Genomic DNA, 17,244 nt, shown 5'->3' with positions numbered 1-17,244 from the left:
ATGAGTTCGAGATTCACTCGCGGCAGTCTGGATAAAGGCCGCCTCGATACGTTAATTGACGCGGTGTATGCAATTGCGTTGACGCTGCTCGTGCTGGATCTCAAAATCCCGGACACCCTGAAGACCAATGGCGATGTCGAAAAACACCTCGAACACATGATGCCCAAGATCGGCGTCTACGTGATTGCCTTCTCAACCGTGGCACTGCTCTGGGTGTGCCACCATTATTACTCGACGCTCGTCACCGGAACCGACTTTACGCACGTGATGCTCAATCTCGCGCCGCTGTTGCTGGTCTCGTTGGTGCCGTTTACGGCTTCGGCAATGGGGAACTACCCGTACTCGGCATGGGCCGTCGCGATCTTCACGCTCAACGCGGCGGTGATCTGTTTCCTCTACGTCCTCAATTGGGCGCACGTCCGGCGGAAGCTCGTGCCCGCCGACGTGGATAAGAAGCTGCTGGATACGCTGTCGCTGAACGCATGGCTCTCGCTGGTAGGGGAGTTAGTGGCAACGGCGCTCGCGTTTGTGATTCCGCTCCTGGGGATCGCGGTGGCGACGCTGCTGGTGATTGCCGGGTTTGTGGCGATTGCGCAGTTGGAGAAGCGCATTATGATTGCGGTCAGCGAGTCTAAGCCCCATACCATTTAAACCGCGGCCATAAGCGCGATAGCGGCGCGATGGGATCCGTGCAGAGGAAGATCGGCGTCGGCCCTTCGATTGCCCAGCGGTGCGGATCCTGAAACGTCGTGAGCAAGACGACGTGGCGAAAATTCGCGCGGAGGAGATCGGCTTGTGACGCGCCGATCGCCAGCATCGAACTTCCGTCGTAACCGCCCGTCCCCCACAGATAATAGCTGTTTTGCGCGCTGATCGGCTGCGGTAATCCGTATTGCGGTCCGTAAAACTCCATCGCTGCGGCGCCCGCGTACGTGTCGGAGAAAATCGCCGTGCGTTCCCGCTGAGCCGTGGGAAGCTGCAGATAAATCTCCGCGACGTGCTGGGTTAAGCCGTCCCACCCGAATTCGTCCGCGAAAAGCGGCTGGTAAGCGATTAATCCGACCGGCGGTAGGATTGGAAACGTAAAGGGCGCGAGGGCTACGCCGGATGCGACTACCAACGCAGCGGCCGCTGACCGCCACGCCGGCCGCGCGGCCCAGACGCGTTCGAGCGCGACCCATCCCGCGCAGATCAACGGCGTGTAGATTCCCGCGATGTAATAGCCCTTCGCATTGAGCAGCGCGGCGGCGATGAGCATCGCAACAAAGGCGATGCCGATTAATCGCATGCTTCGGAATTCGCGGCTGCGCAACAAGGCAATAACCCCTAAGATCCATACTGGAGCCGCGAATGGGTTGGTGAAGAGCACCTGTTCGACGAGAAACGCGCCGGCATTCACAAGCGGTGCGCGAAACTCGAACTGCAGGCCCGAGTTGAATGCATGTCGGCCTAGGACGTCGCCGCGCAAGACCTCAAGCATCGGCCATCCGTGCACGGCCTGCCACACGATGTTCGGCAGAAGAAGAACGGTGACGGCGAGCGCCGCAAACGCAAGACCGCGCGTTCGAAGAATCGCGCGCTCGGGCGTAAGCAGTAGCCCGAAGAGCAAGGCAGCCACGAGCAACAGCATCGAGTATTTCCCGTACAAACCGAACGTAACCGCCGCAGCGATCACAGTCCACCACCGCGAATCGCGCGAGCAAACGAGCCGAATTGTTCCGTAGATCGTCAGCGCCCACGTCAGCGGCTCGTAGGACGTTGTTGTCAGCGTACTGCCGAGAAATAAATAGGCGGGCGTCAGCGCGACGGTAAACCCCGAGAGCCGTTGCGCGAGGGCGCCTCCGCCAAGTTCCGCAGCAATCGCGCACGCCAGATAGACCGTGAGCCCCGCGGCGATCGCAACGGTGAGGCGAAGCGCGACCAGGTTGTAGTGTGCAGGCGCCGCCAGCCACGAGACAAACGCGGTCAGCGGCGGCATGTCAACATAGCCCCATGCCAGCCGTTTGGCTGCGGCGATAAAGTACAGTTCGTCGCGATAGTAGCCGTAGCGCCACGAAACCGCGACGTGCGCGAGCGCGGTCAGCGCGCCCAGAGTCGTTGCGAAGCGCTTATCCACTCGGCGGTGACGCCGTGGCGACAAAACTCAAGAGCACCGAAAACAGTCCGGAGTAAAAAACCGCGCCCGTCGCAAAAATCGGATCCCACCACGTGCCGCCCATAAGAACGATCGTAAAGAGCAGCGCGGCCGCCGTGTAAACGGCCGGCACCGCAAATGCGAATGCGCGAAACCGAACGCGCGATGCCGTAAGAGGCGCTCCCATCAAAAACGCATCGCCCGCCGCGCCTGCCGCGACGCTGGCAAAGAGTGCGGAGGCTGCATCAACCCACGAAAGGGAGTGCGTAATGGCGATCAATCCGTTGCCCAGCACAAAAAGCGTAGTCAGCGCGCCAGGGCGCAGCGCGAAGGTACGTACGAGATAGAACGCGGTGCCCATCATCAGTAGGCTCTGTAAGATGACGGCAATCAGCGACCCGCCTTGCTGATAGAAGTGGAGCGTCATGAGCGTGAAGGTGTTTTCGCCCAGCTCGTGCGGAACGGTGACGCCCAGCGCACGGGCCGCATCGAACCGGAAGAAAACCTGCGTTCCCCAGTGCATTAATTCGAGGACGGCGGCTGCGGAGATAATCAACGGAACCTGCGTCACCAGCGATTGGGGCCGCACCGGCCGCGCAGCCGCCGAGCGAATCGGACCGGAGATAATCAACAACACGCCCGCTCCGATGATCTGGTGCGTCGGGCTTAGCAGCGCGTTAAAGCCGGCTTCGAAGCCAAAAAACAGATGGTTGATCATGTCGGCGATACCGCCCAGCAGAAACACGATGGCACCAATCGCAGACCACGCGTACGCCGGGCCGAAGGCCGATCGAAAATCGCGGTCGCCGGCGCGACGCGCGATAAAATATTTCGTAGCCAGCAGACCAAGCAGCAGCAGCAGCCCTGAATACAGCAGCGCGTGCGCCCACGTAAAGAATGTATCGACGTCGTGGCGTATGTGCCAGCCGGCGTCGACATAAAGCCCCGCGACGCTCCAGAATCCGGCGATCGCCATCGCCCAGTCGAACCGTCTCAAGAGTCCAGGGTTCTCATCGCCGCGGTTCGAACCTGCGCAGCTCGATGCGTGCTTTTGCTTTAACTATTGTGCCGCTCTGCGCGCTCTTGGCGGCGTGCGAGCCGGCGCAGGAAAACGGCTCGTCGCAAGGCGTTGTGATTGGCGCCGTGACCCCATGGCCGCAGGCCGCAGTCGCAGCGCCGAACGATCCGCCGCGCATCCTGGCCGCGGAAATTTCTTCTGACGTTATTCATCCGGATAGCTGGTGGTCCGGCAAGGTCGCGACTACAACGAACGTCGCGGTCGTCGAGATGCGCTCGCCGTCGTTTTCGTTCATCCTGCATCGTTCGTCGTACGGTCAGTTCGCTTTTCGTACGCACGTTCTGGCCATTCCATCGATCTACCGCCGCGGTTTTGAAGCATCTATCGTCGCGCGCACCGCAAATGACAGCACCGACACTCGTACGGTGCAGCTGATCTTTCGCTAAGCGTAATCGGCCGCGGTCGTCAAATCGGCTCCGCGATCGGTCTTGAGCGCATTGAAGAGCGCGGTAAACGCGGCCGTAACTGCAAGGTTCAGCAGTAGCGCATAAAACGCGATGTATCCCGGCAGCGTGAACGTGCCGATGTGCAGCGGGAAGATTGTGGTCGCGAAGCCTGTAGCATAGGCCATCCACGCCGCCGCCGCCAGCCCGACAGCCCAGCCGACCAGCAATGCGTTCCGGTGGAACCAGCGCGTGTAGAGCGCTAGGATAACCGCGGGAAAGATCTGCACGATCCAAGCTCCGCCCAACAGTTGGAATTCGATCGCATTGAGCGGCTTGATTAACAGCGCGATCGCCAAGCCGCCGGCCAGCACGAACAGCGCAAGGATGCGTGCGATATTAGTTTCGATTGGCGGCCGCGTCTGGCGCGTTTGGAACGTCTGCAGGATGTTGCTCGCGAAAAGATTCGCGGCGCCGATCGCCATAATCGCCGCGGGCACCAGGGCACCGATGACAATCGCCGCAAAGGCGACGCCGGCGAACCAATTCGGGAAGAAGCGCGCGAACAAGTCCGGGATGGCAAAATTTGCATTGGTCAGGCGGATCTGCGCTGCCAGCGCGCAGTAGCCGAGCAGCGCAATCAGCGTAAGAAGTATGCTGTAGAGCGGCAGCAGCGCGCAGTTGCGCCGGATGACGTTTGCGCTGCGCGCGCTGAGCACGCTGGTGATTGAATGCGGATAGATGAAGAGCGCCAGCGCCGATCCTAGCGCCAGCGATGAGTACGCGAAGTACAGATTTGGCGAAAGGATCGTCGAGCCGGGTTTGGGATTGGCGGCGAGCGCGGCTTGCGCCAACGCGAAGACATGGCCCCAGCCGCCCAGGCTTCGAGGAATTACGATGATGGCGACAATGACCGTTAGATAAATCAGTGTGTCTTTGACAAAGGCGATCATCGCCGGCGCGCGCAGGCCGCTGGTAAACGTATAGGCGGCGAGCAGCACGAACGCAATGACGAGCATCAGCACGGCCGAGCCGTGGGTTGGCGCAATACCGGAACGTTCGAGAATTACTTGCACGCCGATCAGCTGCAGCGCGATGTATGGCATGGTCGCCAGCACGCCGGTTACCGCGACTGCTAGTTCCAACGGACGGCTACCGAAACGGTCGTGCACGAAGTCTGCGGTCGTAACGTAGCCGCGCCGCTTTGCGATCGTCCAAAAGCGCGCCATGATCAAAAATGCGAGCGGATAGGCAATTGTCGTGTACGGCACAGCGAAGAATGCGAGCGCGCCTGCGCCAAACGCGAGTGCCGGGACAGCGATAAACGTGTAGGCTGTATACAGATCGCCGCCGAGCAAGAACCACGACACAATCGTACCGAAGCGGCGTCCGCCCAGCGCCCACTCGTCGAGTGACGAGAGATTGGCGCGTCCCCAGCGCGCCGCCAAGAATCCCAGCACCGCGACGCCGAGCACCAGCACGACGAAGATAATGGTGCCGCTAGTCATTGCCGGGCTCTCGCGTGGCGGCGTACACGATCCAGACGATCAACGCCGAGAGCACGATCCACAGCATCTGGTACCAGTAGAAGAACGGAAAGCCGAAGAGTGCCGGGGCGGCGTGCGCGTAGAGCGGCGGCACGAGTGTGGCGACGAACGGCACCAGGAGAAGCCAATACCAGAGGCTACGCTTCACGACCGTGCACCTTCGAGAGGCATGTCCGCGGCCCTATTTCAGGGAGACGGTCCGTTCGGCCCAGATGTCCGTGATCGAAAACTTTCCGAGCAGTTGTGAGAAGGCCATGCCGCCGATGGTGATCGCGGTTCCGACAATCTGATGCACCTCGATGTGATTGCGCAGAATCGCCACGGAGAGCAATCCGGCCAGAACCGGTGCACCGAACTGAAAGAGCGACGCCCGGCCGGCTCCCAAGACAGAAATGCCCCAGCTCCAGACCGGGAACGTCAAAACGATTGGAAAGATAATGGAGTACGCGAAGACCGCATAATCGGCCGCGGGTAGTCCACGGAAATTCTGATGGAGAATATGCGGTAGGGCTCCCGGCAAAATGATGAGCGTTCCGATCGTCATCGTGATCACGACGAGCCCGAGCGGCGTGTAACGGCCCAGCAATTTCGCGCTGAGAACGTTGAAAACCGCGAAGACGAGCGACGCTCCGAACGTTAGCAGGTCGCCCAGATGAAACGTCAAGTGGCCGGCAAAGGCGCCTTCGAATACCGCTACACCGAAGAGCGCGATCGCGGCGCCCAGCCAGCGGCCGGTGTGAACGCGCTCCTGTCCGCTGAACGCCACGATGGCCAGCGTCAGGACGGGCGACAGGCTTGCAAACAGCGACGACGCGAACGCGCTCGTGTTCGCCAAGCCGAGCACCCACAGGTATTGGTAGATGCCGTAACCGCACGCGCCGCACGCGATGAGCAGCGGCAGATCTTTTAGACGAATGCGAACCGTTTGGTGCATCGCTGCCGCCAGCAAGAACGCCAGCGGCGTCATTGCCAGAAAGCGCAGGCCCGTAAACGCGAGCGGGTCCACCGTCTTTATCGCATACTTCATGAGCACGGTATTGAGCGCCCAAGAAAAAGCGACAAAAATCAGGCCCGGATAGAGCAGACGGCGGGTGGACACCGTTCGACCTCTACCGGATGCGCGTAAAAGCTCCTAGCGCCAACTGCTCCCGTCGGTGCAAGCACCGGTTTGCGCGTTCTTGTAGGCGACGCGCACGACGGTATCGTCTGAGCTTCCCGCCGCTCCCGCTGCGCACGGATTCGCCGTGGCCGGCGGCTTGCCGCCGTCATCGCCGACAAGATTGCCGAATGCGACGTCGTCGAACGTCGCGTCTCGCGCTCCGGCGATCGCGACATATGGAGGTGAGAGCATCGTGCGAAGCGTCAGATCGTTATCGCGCGTCGCTAAAAGCGTTCCATCCGGGGCTCGCACTGCCACCGAAATATGTGCGGCGAGGCGGTCTTCGGCGACGTAGGCGTTCGCTTCTTGGTTGCTTGCGGTAGCATTGCCGCGAGAGAGTGTGATCGTGGCCGTGCTCGTAAACGCGCAGGGTGGATTCGCATCGGCGCACAGCGGTGGGAGAGGCGTAAACGTAGGCAATGGGCTCGGAATCGATCCGGCTTGCGCGTAGGCCGCGATGTTTGTCTCCAAGGTGTCGACAGCGCGTTGATACCCTTGGCTTAAGTAGGTCTGCGCCAAACGATGAACGGAAACGCGCGTTGTAACCAGGCCTGCGCTGAGTATTGTGGTCGCGGCCAACGCGATGAGCGCGACGCAGACCAGCGCGTTGACCAGCATCTATGGCCCGCCTTGAGGCTGAGCTACAAACCCGGGCCGCTGGACTTGCGCGCCCGGAAGCGGTGCTTTCACATTGAGTGTTCCGTTGAGCGTAACGATTCCCGAATCGCCGGGATGCTCGGGGTCGGGTGTGTACAGGACCGTCACGGCGATCGTCGCGCCGGTCGAGCTTGCATTCGACAACGTGCTCGTAACGGTTACGGGAATTGTGGTCGGAGCCGAACTGGGAACGGCAACCGGGATGGCCACTTGCGCGCTACCGCTAGGCGCGGCTCCCGGCGTTCCATACTTCCACGCGTTCTCGGCGACGCGCAAGGTTTGTTCCGCAAACACCAGAGCTGCCGCGTGATTTCGTCCGACCGCGTGCGATCCGAACTTCGCGAAACCGGAAATCGCAAGAATTAACGTCCCGGCGCAGACCGCGAAGATGCCGATCACGGCCAAAACCTCAAGTAAGGCGAATCCCGCCTGGGATTTCATGAATGGCCAAGTGCCCATGTTGAAGGATCGCGTGCCTAGGATAGGTCCGGTCCGCCGCAACGACTAAGGGCGTCGATGATGATTAGTTCGCTTTTTCTTTTCTTGGCACTAACCCCAACCGCTACGTCGAGACCGCCGTCGAATTGCGTCGGAGCTCCATTATCGATTGGCGACCCTTTTATCCCAAGGGGCGGCAGAATCGAACGCGTGAAAGCAGTTGTTGCGGCAAAAGACGGCCCGGACACGGTTGGCTTCATCTATCGGTCAAAGACGAACAGGTTGTACGCTCAGGCGCGTTCCGGCATGCCACTTACGGATCAGCGCGCGGCCGGCGTAACCCAAGCCTTGCCGGATCACAAGACCGGCGAAAGCTACCGCTATTCGGCGGTTGTGCCTATTCGAGCCAATCCGTGGCGCGACTTACTCGTTATTGTATGTTAGTCGCAATCGCTGCACGTTTCGCCGCTGTCCTGGCGGTCGCATCATTACTAGCCGGCGTTGCCATTTGGCAACCAGCTCTGGCTAGTGCGCGGGCCATTTGCGGAGGGAGTCCCCTGGCAGTGTGGGACAATATCGGTGAAACCATCTTGCATGGGAAACGCAGCACGCGTTCCGTCGTTGCTGTCACGCAACTCCAGAAAACGGATGGAACGTCGGTCGGCTGGCTTTACCTCGACGACGGCGGATTTGCTAGCGCCATGCTCAGCCGGAGCGATGGCACGGACGTCTTCAAAGCTTTCGGCCAAAGCAAGATCGGCGGAAGATGGAACGCCGGACCATTCTTTGTCATGAAGGGCCTTCCCAGCGGCTTCAAAGTTGCTCCGTGCAGCACCTGAAAACGAGTACGATGCGCGCTGCTTTTGCAGCTGTCGCATTCATGCTGAGCGGCTGCTCGTCGGAGGCGAAGCTCAACAGAACCTACGGGTTGGTCGAGTACAGACCCCCAGTCGTGGGCGCTCAGTGTTTCGACCCGTATATGGCGCTTGGAACCTCGAACACTCCGCCGAACAGCGAGGTCGGCACGACCGTTGTTAATATCACGGCGTTCGTGACAGATGTTGCGAGACCGCAACCGGTGGCTATCGTAACAAAAACGCGGGAAGGTGCACTTTGGTTTATCACCTACGAAGGTGAAGAGTCACTTCTATCCAGCGTCGCTACGGAGGCGCCGATACAGCAGATTGATCCGCCGGGCGATCTTCACTTTCACATCATGCCGAAACAATTAACGTCGCAAGAGCTAAAAGCTCTGGTCCTCAGGCTCAAGCCGGCGGGGATTAGAAAATGGACGTGTTTCTCGCATGATCTTCCGGAGAGCGCAGGGGCGGCGCGAAGCAAAACGCGACCAGCATCCCCACGAACCCGGCGATAATCGGCGATCCGAAAATCATGTTCGGCGGCCAACCAAGGCCGCCCGGAAGCGTAAGCTTCGCGACAATCAGATAGAGTGTAAAGAGCACGGCCGGGACAGCGAATCCGAGGGCATAGAAGCCAAAGCCGCTGCGAGCGCGCTCGCCGAGAAGCTGAATTGCGACGTCCGCGAGCATGCCGGCTGCGATCGCGGCGAGGATCTCCCAAAACAGATTGCTTTGGAAGGCCATCGCAATCGCAAACAGGCCAAGCAAAAAGGTCATCGCGCCGATTGGCATGCGCCAGCGGCGAATCAATAATAGGCAAATCCCGGTGACGGCGATCGATTCGATCAGGTTCGCGTCTTCGCTGTAAGCGAATCCGATGAATGTGGTTGCGGGATCGGGGCGGCCGGTTGCGGTGAAAAGCAGACCGCTAGGCGTCCAGGAAGGCCGCGATGCGTTCAAGCCGGCGAGCTGTGAAACGTTCGTCTCGTGTCCTCGGGTATCTCGGACGAAGACCTGAGCGGCGCCCCCGGCTTGGCGCACAAACGCAAGGCGTTTAGCGTCTCGTGACCAGGCCGGCCATTGGCCGCCGCGCACGAGTATTTGAGTGACTCCGGTAACGATGTTGTCGTCGGCATTCACGAATGCGATCTGATTCTTAGGCGACCAAGCCGGCTGCGTGCCGTCGACAGTACCATCGAGCCACTTCGGCGGCCCGCCGTGCACGGGCACTATCGCCAGCTGCTGGTGCAAACCGTTTCGCGATTGATACGCGATCAGATCGCCGAGCGGAGACCACGTGGGGAACTGCATCTCTGTTACGCTGCTCAGAATAGTGTGAAGGCCTTCGCCGTCGGGCCGGATCGTTTGCAGGAGATAATTTCCGGATGTCCCGGCGGGGATCGATATGAACGCAATGCGCGCGCCGTCGGGTGACCAGGCCGGTTGCGTGTCGTGGCGTCCACTGTGCGTGATGCGCCGCGCACCCGTTCCGTCAACGTTCGCCACATAGATGTCTGAACGCGGATCGCGAGCGAGGGCAACGCGGTATGCGACATGCTTACCATCCGGCGATACGGCCGTCCCCCAAATGTCGGCGCCGGGAATGGCGAGTAGGCGCGATTCCTGCGCACCGTTGCTGCGCACCGAGTACAACGCGCCGCCGTTCTGCGCTTCATGTTGGCCGATGATGTCGGCTTCGTCCGGCGAAGCGATCGGTTGCGCGTACTGCGTGAAGAATCCAATCAGCGTTAATATGGCAAGCGCGCTAAGAATCGCCGGCCCGGTTATTCTCCAGCCGCCCTCGCTCGGGCCGTACCGTGCCGCGATCGATCGGAGCGGTCCGGCGAAGATCAGCGCTCCGCCCGTCGCCAGCCACAAGTGCGATGGACTGATCAGTGCATTGATGTCCGTTTCGACTCCGTAACGGAAGTGCCACAGAAGATCGAACGCTCCGCCCGTTGCGAACACGATGACGCCCGCGAGCGACATCCAGTATCCGAACGGAAGCGCATAACGTGCGGTGTGACCGCGCCGAAGATTGACCACGGCGACCGTTCCGAGCACGATTCCGTTCAGCGCCATTGTCGCATAAAGAATCGCGTGCCACGGTGTGAAAAAGTTCTGGTCCACCAAGCCGTGGCTGTGCGCCCATCCGTCCTGAATAACGCCGCTCATCAGGATGACTGCGAGTACGGCCATGATCCAGTCGAACGCGAGCGACGACGAAGGGTACGTCTGGGCGCGCTGCACGCGAATGGGTTGCACTATTCACGGTAGGGGCCCTGGCGGGGGCTCGCTTGCGGACCGCGGAAACGATTCCAGCGGTTCAAAAGGAGCTTATTAAATGTACAATCCCAGCGCCGAACGCTCAGCCGGCTGGTCGGGCCTTGCCTTCCTCGCGGTCACTATCCTCGGCACTATCGTCATGGCCGGGGGCGCGCAACCGCCTGCCGTCACCGCCGGCGCAAACGCTATCAACGCGTTCGTCGGGGCGCACGCGCGCGGGATTCTGGGTTGGGCTTGGCTTGGTTTCCCGGAGACTGCTTTTTTCTTGTGGTTTGCGGCCGGACTGCGCGCGAGCTTAAGGCAGGCCGCCGGCTCGCCTGACGGACTTCCCCTCTATGCAATAACGGCCGCCATTGTAGCCGCGACGATTTCGCTGATGAGCAACGCGGTCATGGCCGCGCTCGCCTTGGCGCCCGCCGGCGCGGACGACGTCGGAACGTTTTGGGCTACAGCGTGGGTGCTCATGGGACCCATCCTCTCGATGGGCACGGCGATCTTCGTCTTCGCTTGCGCGCACTCGGTGCGCCGCCATGGGTCGGCCCCGGCCTGGTTGGCTTACTACGGCTACCTGACAGCCTTGGGTTCGGCCCTCGGATCGCTCTCGCTGTTCTACACGAGCGGCTCGCTGGGGCCCAGCGGGGCGGCGACGATCGTTCTCGGCCCGGCTCTCTTTGGAATATGGATCATAATCGTCTCGATCCGGTTGATCCGCACCCCCGCGGTCGTTTGACGGCCTTACTCCGCCCTGTTATACTCCCAAAGTTCGGTCCACCGGCGGTGGGTCCGACTCTTTATCTTGCCCGTAGTTTTGAGGAAGTTGTAAGTCTTGCCGACGATTAGCCAGTTGGTCCGTAAGGGCCGTAAGAAGGCGGAGAAAAAGGTGAAAACCCCGGCGTTCCGCGTCATTCAGACAGGACCGAAACCGGGCCACCCCGATTTGCCCTTGCGCGCCTTCGAGGTGACCGGCAATCCGCAGCGTCGCGGCGTCTGCACGCAAGTCAAAACCGTCACGCCGAAGAAGCCGAATTCCGCGCTGCGCAAAGTCGCGCGCGTGCGGCTAACCAACGGCGAAGAAGTCACGGCGTACATTCCGGGCATCGGCCACAACCTGCAAGAGCACTCCGTTGTGCTCGTGCGCGGCGGCCGCGTAAAAGATCTGCCGGGCGTTCGTTATCACATCATCCGCGGGACGCTGGATACATCCGGCGCCGCGAACCGCAAGCAAGGCCGCTCGAAATACGGCGCCAAGCGCACCGCGAAGAAGTAGGTAGCCGTGCCACGTAAAGGTCCGGCGCCCAAGCGTCAGATTCTGCCCGACCCGCGCCATAATTCCAAAGTGCTCGCGCGCTTCATTAATAAGATCATGCTGCGCGGCAAAAAGTCTTTGGCCGAGCGGATCGCCTATCGCGCCCTCGACATCGTCGCCGAGAAGACCGGCCGCGATCCGATGGACATTTTCTCGGCAGCGCTCAGCAACGCGATGCCGCTGGTTGAAGTGCGTCCGCGCCGCGTGGGCGGCGCCACCTACCAGGTTCCGATGGAAGTGCGTCCGGATCGCCGTCAGGCGATGGCGATGCGCTGGCTCATCGGCTTCGCGCGCACGCGTCCCGGTCATTCCATGGAAGAGAAGCTCGCGGGCGAGTTGATGGATGCCGCCAACAATCAGGGCGCGACCATCAAGAAGCGCGAGGACACGCACAAGATGGCTGAGGCCAATAAAGCCTTCGCGCATTATCGCTGGTAATTTCCATGGCACTCAATCGTGAATATCCGCTGGAGCGGACGCGTAACATCGGCATTGCAGCCCACATCGACGCAGGCAAAACGACCTGCACCGAGCGTATTTTGTTTTACACCGGGCGTACGCACAAGATTGGTGAAGTGCACGACGGCGCCGCGACGATGGACTGGATGGTCCAAGAGCAAGAGCGCGGCATCACCATTACCTCCGCCGCGACTGCGTGCACCTGGCGCGACACGCGCATCAACATCATCGATACGCCTGGGCACGTGGACTTCACGGTTGAAGTCGAGCGTTCGCTGCGCGTTCTCGACGGCTTGGTCGCGCTGTTCGATTCGGTTGCCGCAGTGCAGCCGCAATCGGAGACGGTCTGGCGTCAAGCCAACAAGTACCGCGTTCCGCGCATCATCTTCGTCAACAAGATGGATCGCATGGGCGCCGATTTCTTCAACGCCGTTGACAAAATAAAAGAACGCCTCGGCGCCAATGCGACGCCGATTCAGATCCCGATTGGCGCGGAAGATAACTTCCAGGGCGTCGTCGATCTGTTTACGATGAAGAAGATTCTCTACACCGACGATTTGGGTTCGGTGATGGAGCAGCACGATCTCGAAGGCGACCTGAAAGAGCTGGCCATGCGCTGGCGCCAGAACCTGGTCGAGAACATCGCCAGCGAAGACGAGCATCTGCTTGAAATGTTCGTCGCGGGTGAAGAGCTTCCGATCGATCGCATGAAGACAGCGCTGCGCAAAGCGACCATCGACGGCAGCGTGCTGCCGATGCTGTGCGGCTCCGCTCTAAAGAACAAAGGCGTGCAAGCGCTGCTGGACGCCGTCGTGGATTATCTGCCCTCGCCGCTGGAAGCCAAGCCGATCGTCGGCAAGGATCCGGAGTCGGGCGAAGAGATCGTCCGCAAGGCCGACGACAGCGAACCGTTCTGCGCACTCGCGTTTAAAATTGCCACCGACCCGTACGGCAACCTGACCTACTTCCGCGTCTACAGCGGTGCGTTGAACAAAGGTTCGTACGTCTACAATCCGCGCTCAGGGCGCAAGGAGCGTATCGGCCGCATTTTGCGCATGCACGCGAACCATCGCGAGGACATCGACGCGATCGGCGCGGGCGACATCGCCGCGGCGGTCGGGCTGACCGACACGCGCACCGGCGACACGCTGTGCGACGAGAAGCATCCGATTGCGCTCGAGTCGATCGTCTTTCCGGAGCCGGTTATCTCGCAGGCCATCGAGCCCAAGACCAAGGGCGATCAGGACAAGCTCGGCACGGCGCTCACGCGCCTGGCGCAAGAAGATCCTACCTTTAAGATGCGCACGGACGAAGAGACGCAGCAAACGATCATCTCGGGCATGGGCGAACTCCACTTGGAGATCATCCTGGACCGGCTGCTGCGCGAATTCAAAGTGGACGCCAACGTCGGCAAACCGCAGGTCGCCTACAAAGAAGCGATCACGAAGACGGTTGAAAAGGAAGGCAAGTTCATCCGCCAGTCCGGCGGCAAGGGCCAATTCGGCGACATCTGGCTGCGCGTGGAACCACAGGAACCGGGCACCGGGTTTATCTTCGAGTGGAAGATCGTCGGCGGCAAGGTTCCGAAGGAGTATGCCAAGGCGGTCCAGGAAGGCATCAAAGAGGCGTCGCAGAGCGGCGTGCTCGCGGGCTATCCGGTCATGGATTTTAAGGCGGTCGCCTTTGACGGCAAGTACCACGATGTGGACTCGTCCGAGATCGCGTTCAAGATTGCCGCATCGATGGGTTTCAAGGAAGCCAACCGGGCGGCCGGACCAATTTTGCTCGAGCCGATTATGAAGGTCGAAGTGACCACGCCCAAAGATTATATGGGCGCGATCACGGGCGACCTGAATCGCCGGCGCGGCATGATTCTGCAAACGGAGGAAGCTCCGGGCGGCGCGCAGATCATTCAGGCCAACGTGCCGCTCTCCGAGATGTTCGGTTACGCAACCGACATGCGGTCGGCGACGCAAGGCCGGGCGACCTATACGATGGAGTTCTCTCACTACGAGAAAGCTCCGAAGTCCATCGAAGAAGAGATCGTGGCGAAAGCCGCGGGCAAGAAAACGTCGGCAGCATAACACTAGAGTCTATAAGGAAGCAAGCGTAAAAAATGGCGAAGGCTAAATTCGAGCGGAACAAACCGCACGTCAACATCGGAACGACGGGGCACGTCGACCACGGTAAGACCACCCTTACCGCGGCAATTATCAATTGCCTCGCCACCGAGAACGCGAACATCGCGAAGCGGACCGTCGACGACATCGACAACGCGCCCGAAGAAAAAGAGCGCGGTATTACGATTGCGATCTCGCACCAAGAGTACGAGACCAAGAAACGCCATTACGCTCACGTAGACTGTCCTGGCCACGCCGACTACATCAAGAACATGATTACCGGCGCGGCGCAGATGGACGGCGCGATTCTCGTCGTCTCGGCTAGCGACGGCCCGATGCCGCAAACGCGCGAGCACATTCTGCTGATGCGCCAAGTCGGCGTGCCGAACATCGTGGTCTTCCTCAATAAAGTGGACATGGTGGACGACGAAGAGCTCCTGGAGCTCGTCGAACTCGAGATCCGCGAACTGCTCAGCAAGTACGAGTATCCGGGCGACACGACCCCGATCATCCGCGGTTCGGCGCTCAAGGCGCTGAACTCGTCGGGTAAGCGTGGCGACGCCGATGCCGATCCGATCTTCAAACTGATGGATACGGTCGACGACTACATTCCGGATCCGGTGCGTGAAACGGACAAGCCGTTCCTGATGCCGGTCGAAGACGTCTTCACTATCACCGGCCGCGGCACGGTCGGCACGGGCCGCGTAGAGCGCGGTCAGGTGAAGGTCGGCGAGGAAGTCGAGATCGTCGGACTGCAGGAGGCGACGCGCAAGACTGTCGTGACGGGTATCGAGATGTTCCGCAAACTGCTGGACATCGGCATCGCCGGCGACAACATCGGCGTGCTGCTGCGCGGCATCGATCGCGACGACATCGAGCGCGGACAAGTGCTCGCCAAACCCGGCTCGATCAAACCGCACAAGAAGTTCAAAGCCGAAGTGTACGTCCTCTCGAAAGAAGAGGGCGGACGCCACACGCCGTTCTTCGCCAACTACCGTCCGCAGTTTTACTTCCGCACCACCGACGTGACCGGAACGATTAAACTGCCCGACGGCGTCGAGATGATCATGCCCGGCGACAACGTCGCCATGGACGTCGAACTCATCACGCCGATCGCCTGCGAGGAAGGGTTGCGCTTCGCAATCCGCGAGGGCGGCCGTACGGTGGGCGCCGGCGTCGTCACAGCGGTAAGTGAATAATAATGATTTGTCATCCTGAGGTATCGAAGGACCCCGAGGTATCGAGGGGCGAGTTGAATCGTGGCTAAGCAAAAAATTCGCATCCGCCTCAAGGCATACGATCATCGCGTGCTGGATCAGTCGGCGGAGCGGATCGTCGATACGGCCAAACGCACCGGCGCATTCGTCAGCGGTCCCGTGCCGCTGCCGACCGAGATCAACCGGTTCTGCGTTAACCGTTCGCCGCACGTCGACAAGAAGTCGCGCGAGCACTTCGAGATGCGTACGCACAAGCGGCTGATCGACATTCTGCAAGCCTCGCCCAAGACGATGGACGCGCTGATGCACCTCGACTTGCCGGCCGGCGTGGACATCGAACTCAAGGCTTAACAGCCGGCTTCGGCCCCTGACGGTAAATGAAGAAGGCGTAACAAATCGTTACGCCTTTCTTATTATTCATATGGTTCAGCAAGTCGCCATGGGGCGTAAACCATAAAATCAACCGCAATAGTGGGATGACCAGCAAAGGCCTCATGTGGAGCGGGCCCGGTTTCCGCAATCCCACACGCTATGTGACCAACATCGGGCATAAAAACCCGGTGCATTTTTGGCGGCTTTGGGAGAGAACCCACAAAGTAAAACCATCCGCTGTAGAGCATTCTTCCGTCCTTAACGTCTCCCAGAGTATAGACTTCCTCTTCTTTTCTGAAGTCGATCCCTAGGCTGTTGAGAAGCAGCAAGAAATCCGGAGGATAGATACCACTCTCCCGCACCAACCGGAAATTACGGCAGCCGGCACAGGTGCAGAGATCTGCGCCTGCGACAAGGTTCAGGTGCGCTGCGCGCGTCGCTTCGCGGTCGTATTCAAAGATAGTCCCCCCGGCAGTCATTCGCTCCACGCCGATAGTATATCAACTCACATACAGTCGGCTAACCAAGATAGGAGCACCCCATGGAAGCAAAACCGACGTACCTCGGGACTATGATCGCGCTGGGCACGGCCGCTTTCGGCCTCATTGCCGCACTCGCGTGGAACAAATTCATCACTGACCTTATCGCGATGTTCCTCAAGCCGGGCGCCGGAATCTGGGCCGAGCTGGCCTACGCGGTCATCATAACGATCGCTGCCGTCCTGGTGATCCAGTCCCTAGGCAGGCTGGCCGAGCGCAGCTAGCGCGGACAAGCAGGCGGGGCTGGCGAACCCAAGAGCCCATGCCGATTCCGCTGCACGAGGTTCGCGAACGTACGTTTTCCGGAACCCGCCGGCGGATTTTCCAGCTGTTCGTGGACATGGGCACGTCCAACGACATCATCTGGCCCTTCGCGGCGCAGCCTTTCATGCGTTCCCCGGGACCCATGGTTCCGGGCCGCACCGAGGAGTGGCATAACGGCTTCCACGCCGTCCTCGAGGAGATCGTGCCCGAGGACCGGATCGTGTGGCGCATTCAAAACGAAGGTTTTGACGGCGTGCACGGCTTCTATCTCTCCGGCGATGCGAAGAAGACGACGGTGCAGCATCGCATCGACGCGACGCTGAGCGACACCGACGGCCGGCTGGTGTGGCGCCGGCTCGAAGACCAGCAAGAGCGCTCGATCGAAGCGCTCTTCGATAAAATCGCGCGCGTCCTGAAACGATAGG

At 60.4% G+C, this 17,244-nt stretch carries 20 protein-coding genes; 12 read left to right on the top strand and 8 right to left on the bottom strand.

Going from position 1 to position 17,244, the window contains the following annotated elements:
• On the top strand, nucleotides 1-651 hold the full coding sequence (locus VFO29_06035; GenBank protein HET9393056.1) for a TMEM175 family protein: 651 nt from the start codon (nucleotides 1-3) through the stop codon (nucleotides 649-651).
• Here VFO29_06035 and VFO29_06030 read toward each other — a convergent pair.
• A complete protein-coding gene (locus VFO29_06030; protein ID HET9393055.1) occupies nucleotides 632-2,116 on the bottom strand; it encodes a glycosyltransferase family 39 protein in 1,485 nt (494 codons plus the stop codon). The two genes, VFO29_06035 and VFO29_06030, sit on opposite strands and share 20 nt — an antisense overlap.
• The gene (locus VFO29_06025) at nucleotides 2,109-3,131 is read right to left on the bottom strand and encodes a hypothetical protein (protein HET9393054.1); all 1,023 of its coding nucleotides are present in this window, start codon (nucleotides 3,129-3,131) and stop codon (nucleotides 2,109-2,111) included. Before VFO29_06025 ends, VFO29_06030 begins: the two co-directional genes overlap by 8 nt.
• A gap of 44 nt (nucleotides 3,132-3,175) precedes the next feature.
• On the opposite strand from VFO29_06025, the gene VFO29_06020 reads away from it, so the two are divergent.
• Nucleotides 3,176-3,598, top strand: coding sequence for a hypothetical protein (locus VFO29_06020; GenBank protein HET9393053.1), 423 nt, complete (start codon nucleotides 3,176-3,178; stop codon nucleotides 3,596-3,598).
• On the opposite strand, the gene VFO29_06015 is transcribed toward VFO29_06020, so the two are convergent.
• Genes VFO29_06015 through VFO29_05995 form a run of 5 tightly spaced genes read right to left on the bottom strand, consistent with a single transcriptional unit; the run spans nucleotide 3,595 to nucleotide 7,399 of the window.
• Nucleotides 3,595-5,103 (bottom strand): sodium:solute symporter family protein, encoded by a 1,509-nt coding sequence (locus tag VFO29_06015; GenBank protein ID HET9393052.1) that lies wholly within the window; start codon nucleotides 5,101-5,103, stop codon nucleotides 3,595-3,597. The genes VFO29_06020 and VFO29_06015 overlap by 4 nt on opposite strands.
• A complete protein-coding gene (locus VFO29_06010) occupies nucleotides 5,096-5,290 on the bottom strand; it encodes a DUF3311 domain-containing protein (GenBank protein ID HET9393051.1) in 195 nt (64 codons plus the stop codon). The genes VFO29_06015 and VFO29_06010 overlap by 8 nt, the downstream gene beginning before the upstream one ends.
• 33 nt (nucleotides 5,291-5,323) lie before the next feature.
• Nucleotides 5,324-6,241: a DMT family transporter gene (locus VFO29_06005; protein HET9393050.1), complete on the bottom strand. Its 918-nt coding sequence runs from the start codon at nucleotides 6,239-6,241 to the stop codon at nucleotides 5,324-5,326.
• Nucleotides 6,242-6,274: 33 nt separating this feature from the next.
• Complete coding sequence (locus tag VFO29_06000; GenBank protein HET9393049.1) at nucleotides 6,275-6,919, bottom strand: hypothetical protein; 645 nt, start codon at nucleotides 6,917-6,919, stop codon at nucleotides 6,275-6,277.
• Nucleotides 6,920-7,399 carry a type II secretion system protein gene (locus tag VFO29_05995; GenBank protein HET9393048.1) on the bottom strand — a complete coding sequence of 160 codons (480 nt, stop codon included), beginning with the start codon at nucleotides 7,397-7,399 and terminating at the stop codon, nucleotides 6,920-6,922.
• Nucleotides 7,400-7,606: 207 nt separating this feature from the next.
• Here VFO29_05995 and VFO29_05990 point away from each other — a divergent pair, with 207 nt between their 5' ends.
• Both VFO29_05990 and VFO29_05985 read left to right on the top strand, forming a co-directional pair.
• The gene (locus tag VFO29_05990; protein ID HET9393047.1) at nucleotides 7,607-7,840 is read left to right on the top strand and encodes a hypothetical protein; all 234 of its coding nucleotides are present in this window, start codon (nucleotides 7,607-7,609) and stop codon (nucleotides 7,838-7,840) included.
• Nucleotides 7,841-7,959: 119 nt separating this feature from the next.
• Nucleotides 7,960-8,235: a hypothetical protein gene (locus VFO29_05985; GenBank protein HET9393046.1), complete on the top strand. Its 276-nt coding sequence runs from the start codon at nucleotides 7,960-7,962 to the stop codon at nucleotides 8,233-8,235.
• 441 nt (nucleotides 8,236-8,676) lie between these two features.
• On the opposite strand, the gene VFO29_05980 is transcribed toward VFO29_05985, so the two are convergent.
• Nucleotides 8,677-10,521, bottom strand: a complete 1,845-nt coding sequence (locus tag VFO29_05980) for a hypothetical protein (GenBank protein HET9393045.1) — start codon at nucleotides 10,519-10,521, stop codon at nucleotides 8,677-8,679.
• A 79-nt stretch (nucleotides 10,522-10,600) separates the two neighbouring features.
• Between VFO29_05980 and VFO29_05975 the strand changes: the two genes are divergently transcribed.
• The 8 genes from VFO29_05975 (at nucleotide 10,601) to VFO29_05940 (ending at nucleotide 17,243) form a co-directional block, all read left to right on the top strand.
• The gene (locus tag VFO29_05975; GenBank protein ID HET9393044.1) at nucleotides 10,601-11,272 is read left to right on the top strand and encodes a hypothetical protein; all 672 of its coding nucleotides are present in this window, start codon (nucleotides 10,601-10,603) and stop codon (nucleotides 11,270-11,272) included.
• Nucleotides 11,273-11,368: 96 nt separating this feature from the next.
• Nucleotides 11,369-11,809: a 30S ribosomal protein S12 gene (gene rpsL / locus VFO29_05970; protein ID HET9393043.1), complete on the top strand. Its 441-nt coding sequence runs from the start codon at nucleotides 11,369-11,371 to the stop codon at nucleotides 11,807-11,809.
• 6 nt (nucleotides 11,810-11,815) lie between these two features.
• Nucleotides 11,816-12,286, top strand: a complete 471-nt coding sequence (gene rpsG / locus VFO29_05965; GenBank protein ID HET9393042.1) for a 30S ribosomal protein S7 — start codon at nucleotides 11,816-11,818, stop codon at nucleotides 12,284-12,286.
• Between the two features lie 5 nt (nucleotides 12,287-12,291).
• Nucleotides 12,292-14,391, top strand: coding sequence for an elongation factor G (gene fusA, locus VFO29_05960; protein HET9393041.1), 2,100 nt, complete (start codon nucleotides 12,292-12,294; stop codon nucleotides 14,389-14,391).
• 32 nt (nucleotides 14,392-14,423) lie between these two features.
• Complete coding sequence (tuf, locus tag VFO29_05955; GenBank protein ID HET9393040.1) at nucleotides 14,424-15,626, top strand: elongation factor Tu; 1,203 nt, start codon at nucleotides 14,424-14,426, stop codon at nucleotides 15,624-15,626.
• A gap of 60 nt (nucleotides 15,627-15,686) precedes the next feature.
• Entirely contained in the window at nucleotides 15,687-15,995 is a 309-nt protein-coding gene (gene rpsJ / locus VFO29_05950; GenBank protein HET9393039.1) for a 30S ribosomal protein S10, read from the top strand.
• A gap of 562 nt (nucleotides 15,996-16,557) precedes the next feature.
• A complete protein-coding gene (locus VFO29_05945) occupies nucleotides 16,558-16,779 on the top strand; it encodes a DUF5654 family protein (protein ID HET9393038.1) in 222 nt (73 codons plus the stop codon).
• A 38-nt stretch (nucleotides 16,780-16,817) separates the two neighbouring features.
• On the top strand, nucleotides 16,818-17,243 hold the full coding sequence (locus VFO29_05940) for a hypothetical protein (GenBank protein ID HET9393037.1): 426 nt from the start codon (nucleotides 16,818-16,820) through the stop codon (nucleotides 17,241-17,243).
• Nucleotide 17,244 lies beyond the last annotated feature (1 nt).

This window comes from Candidatus Rubrimentiphilum sp. (genome assembly GCA_035710515.1).
GTDB lineage: Bacteria > Vulcanimicrobiota > Vulcanimicrobiia > Vulcanimicrobiales > Vulcanimicrobiaceae > Rubrimentiphilum.
This window is presented reverse-complemented; position numbering and strand designations above follow the sequence as displayed.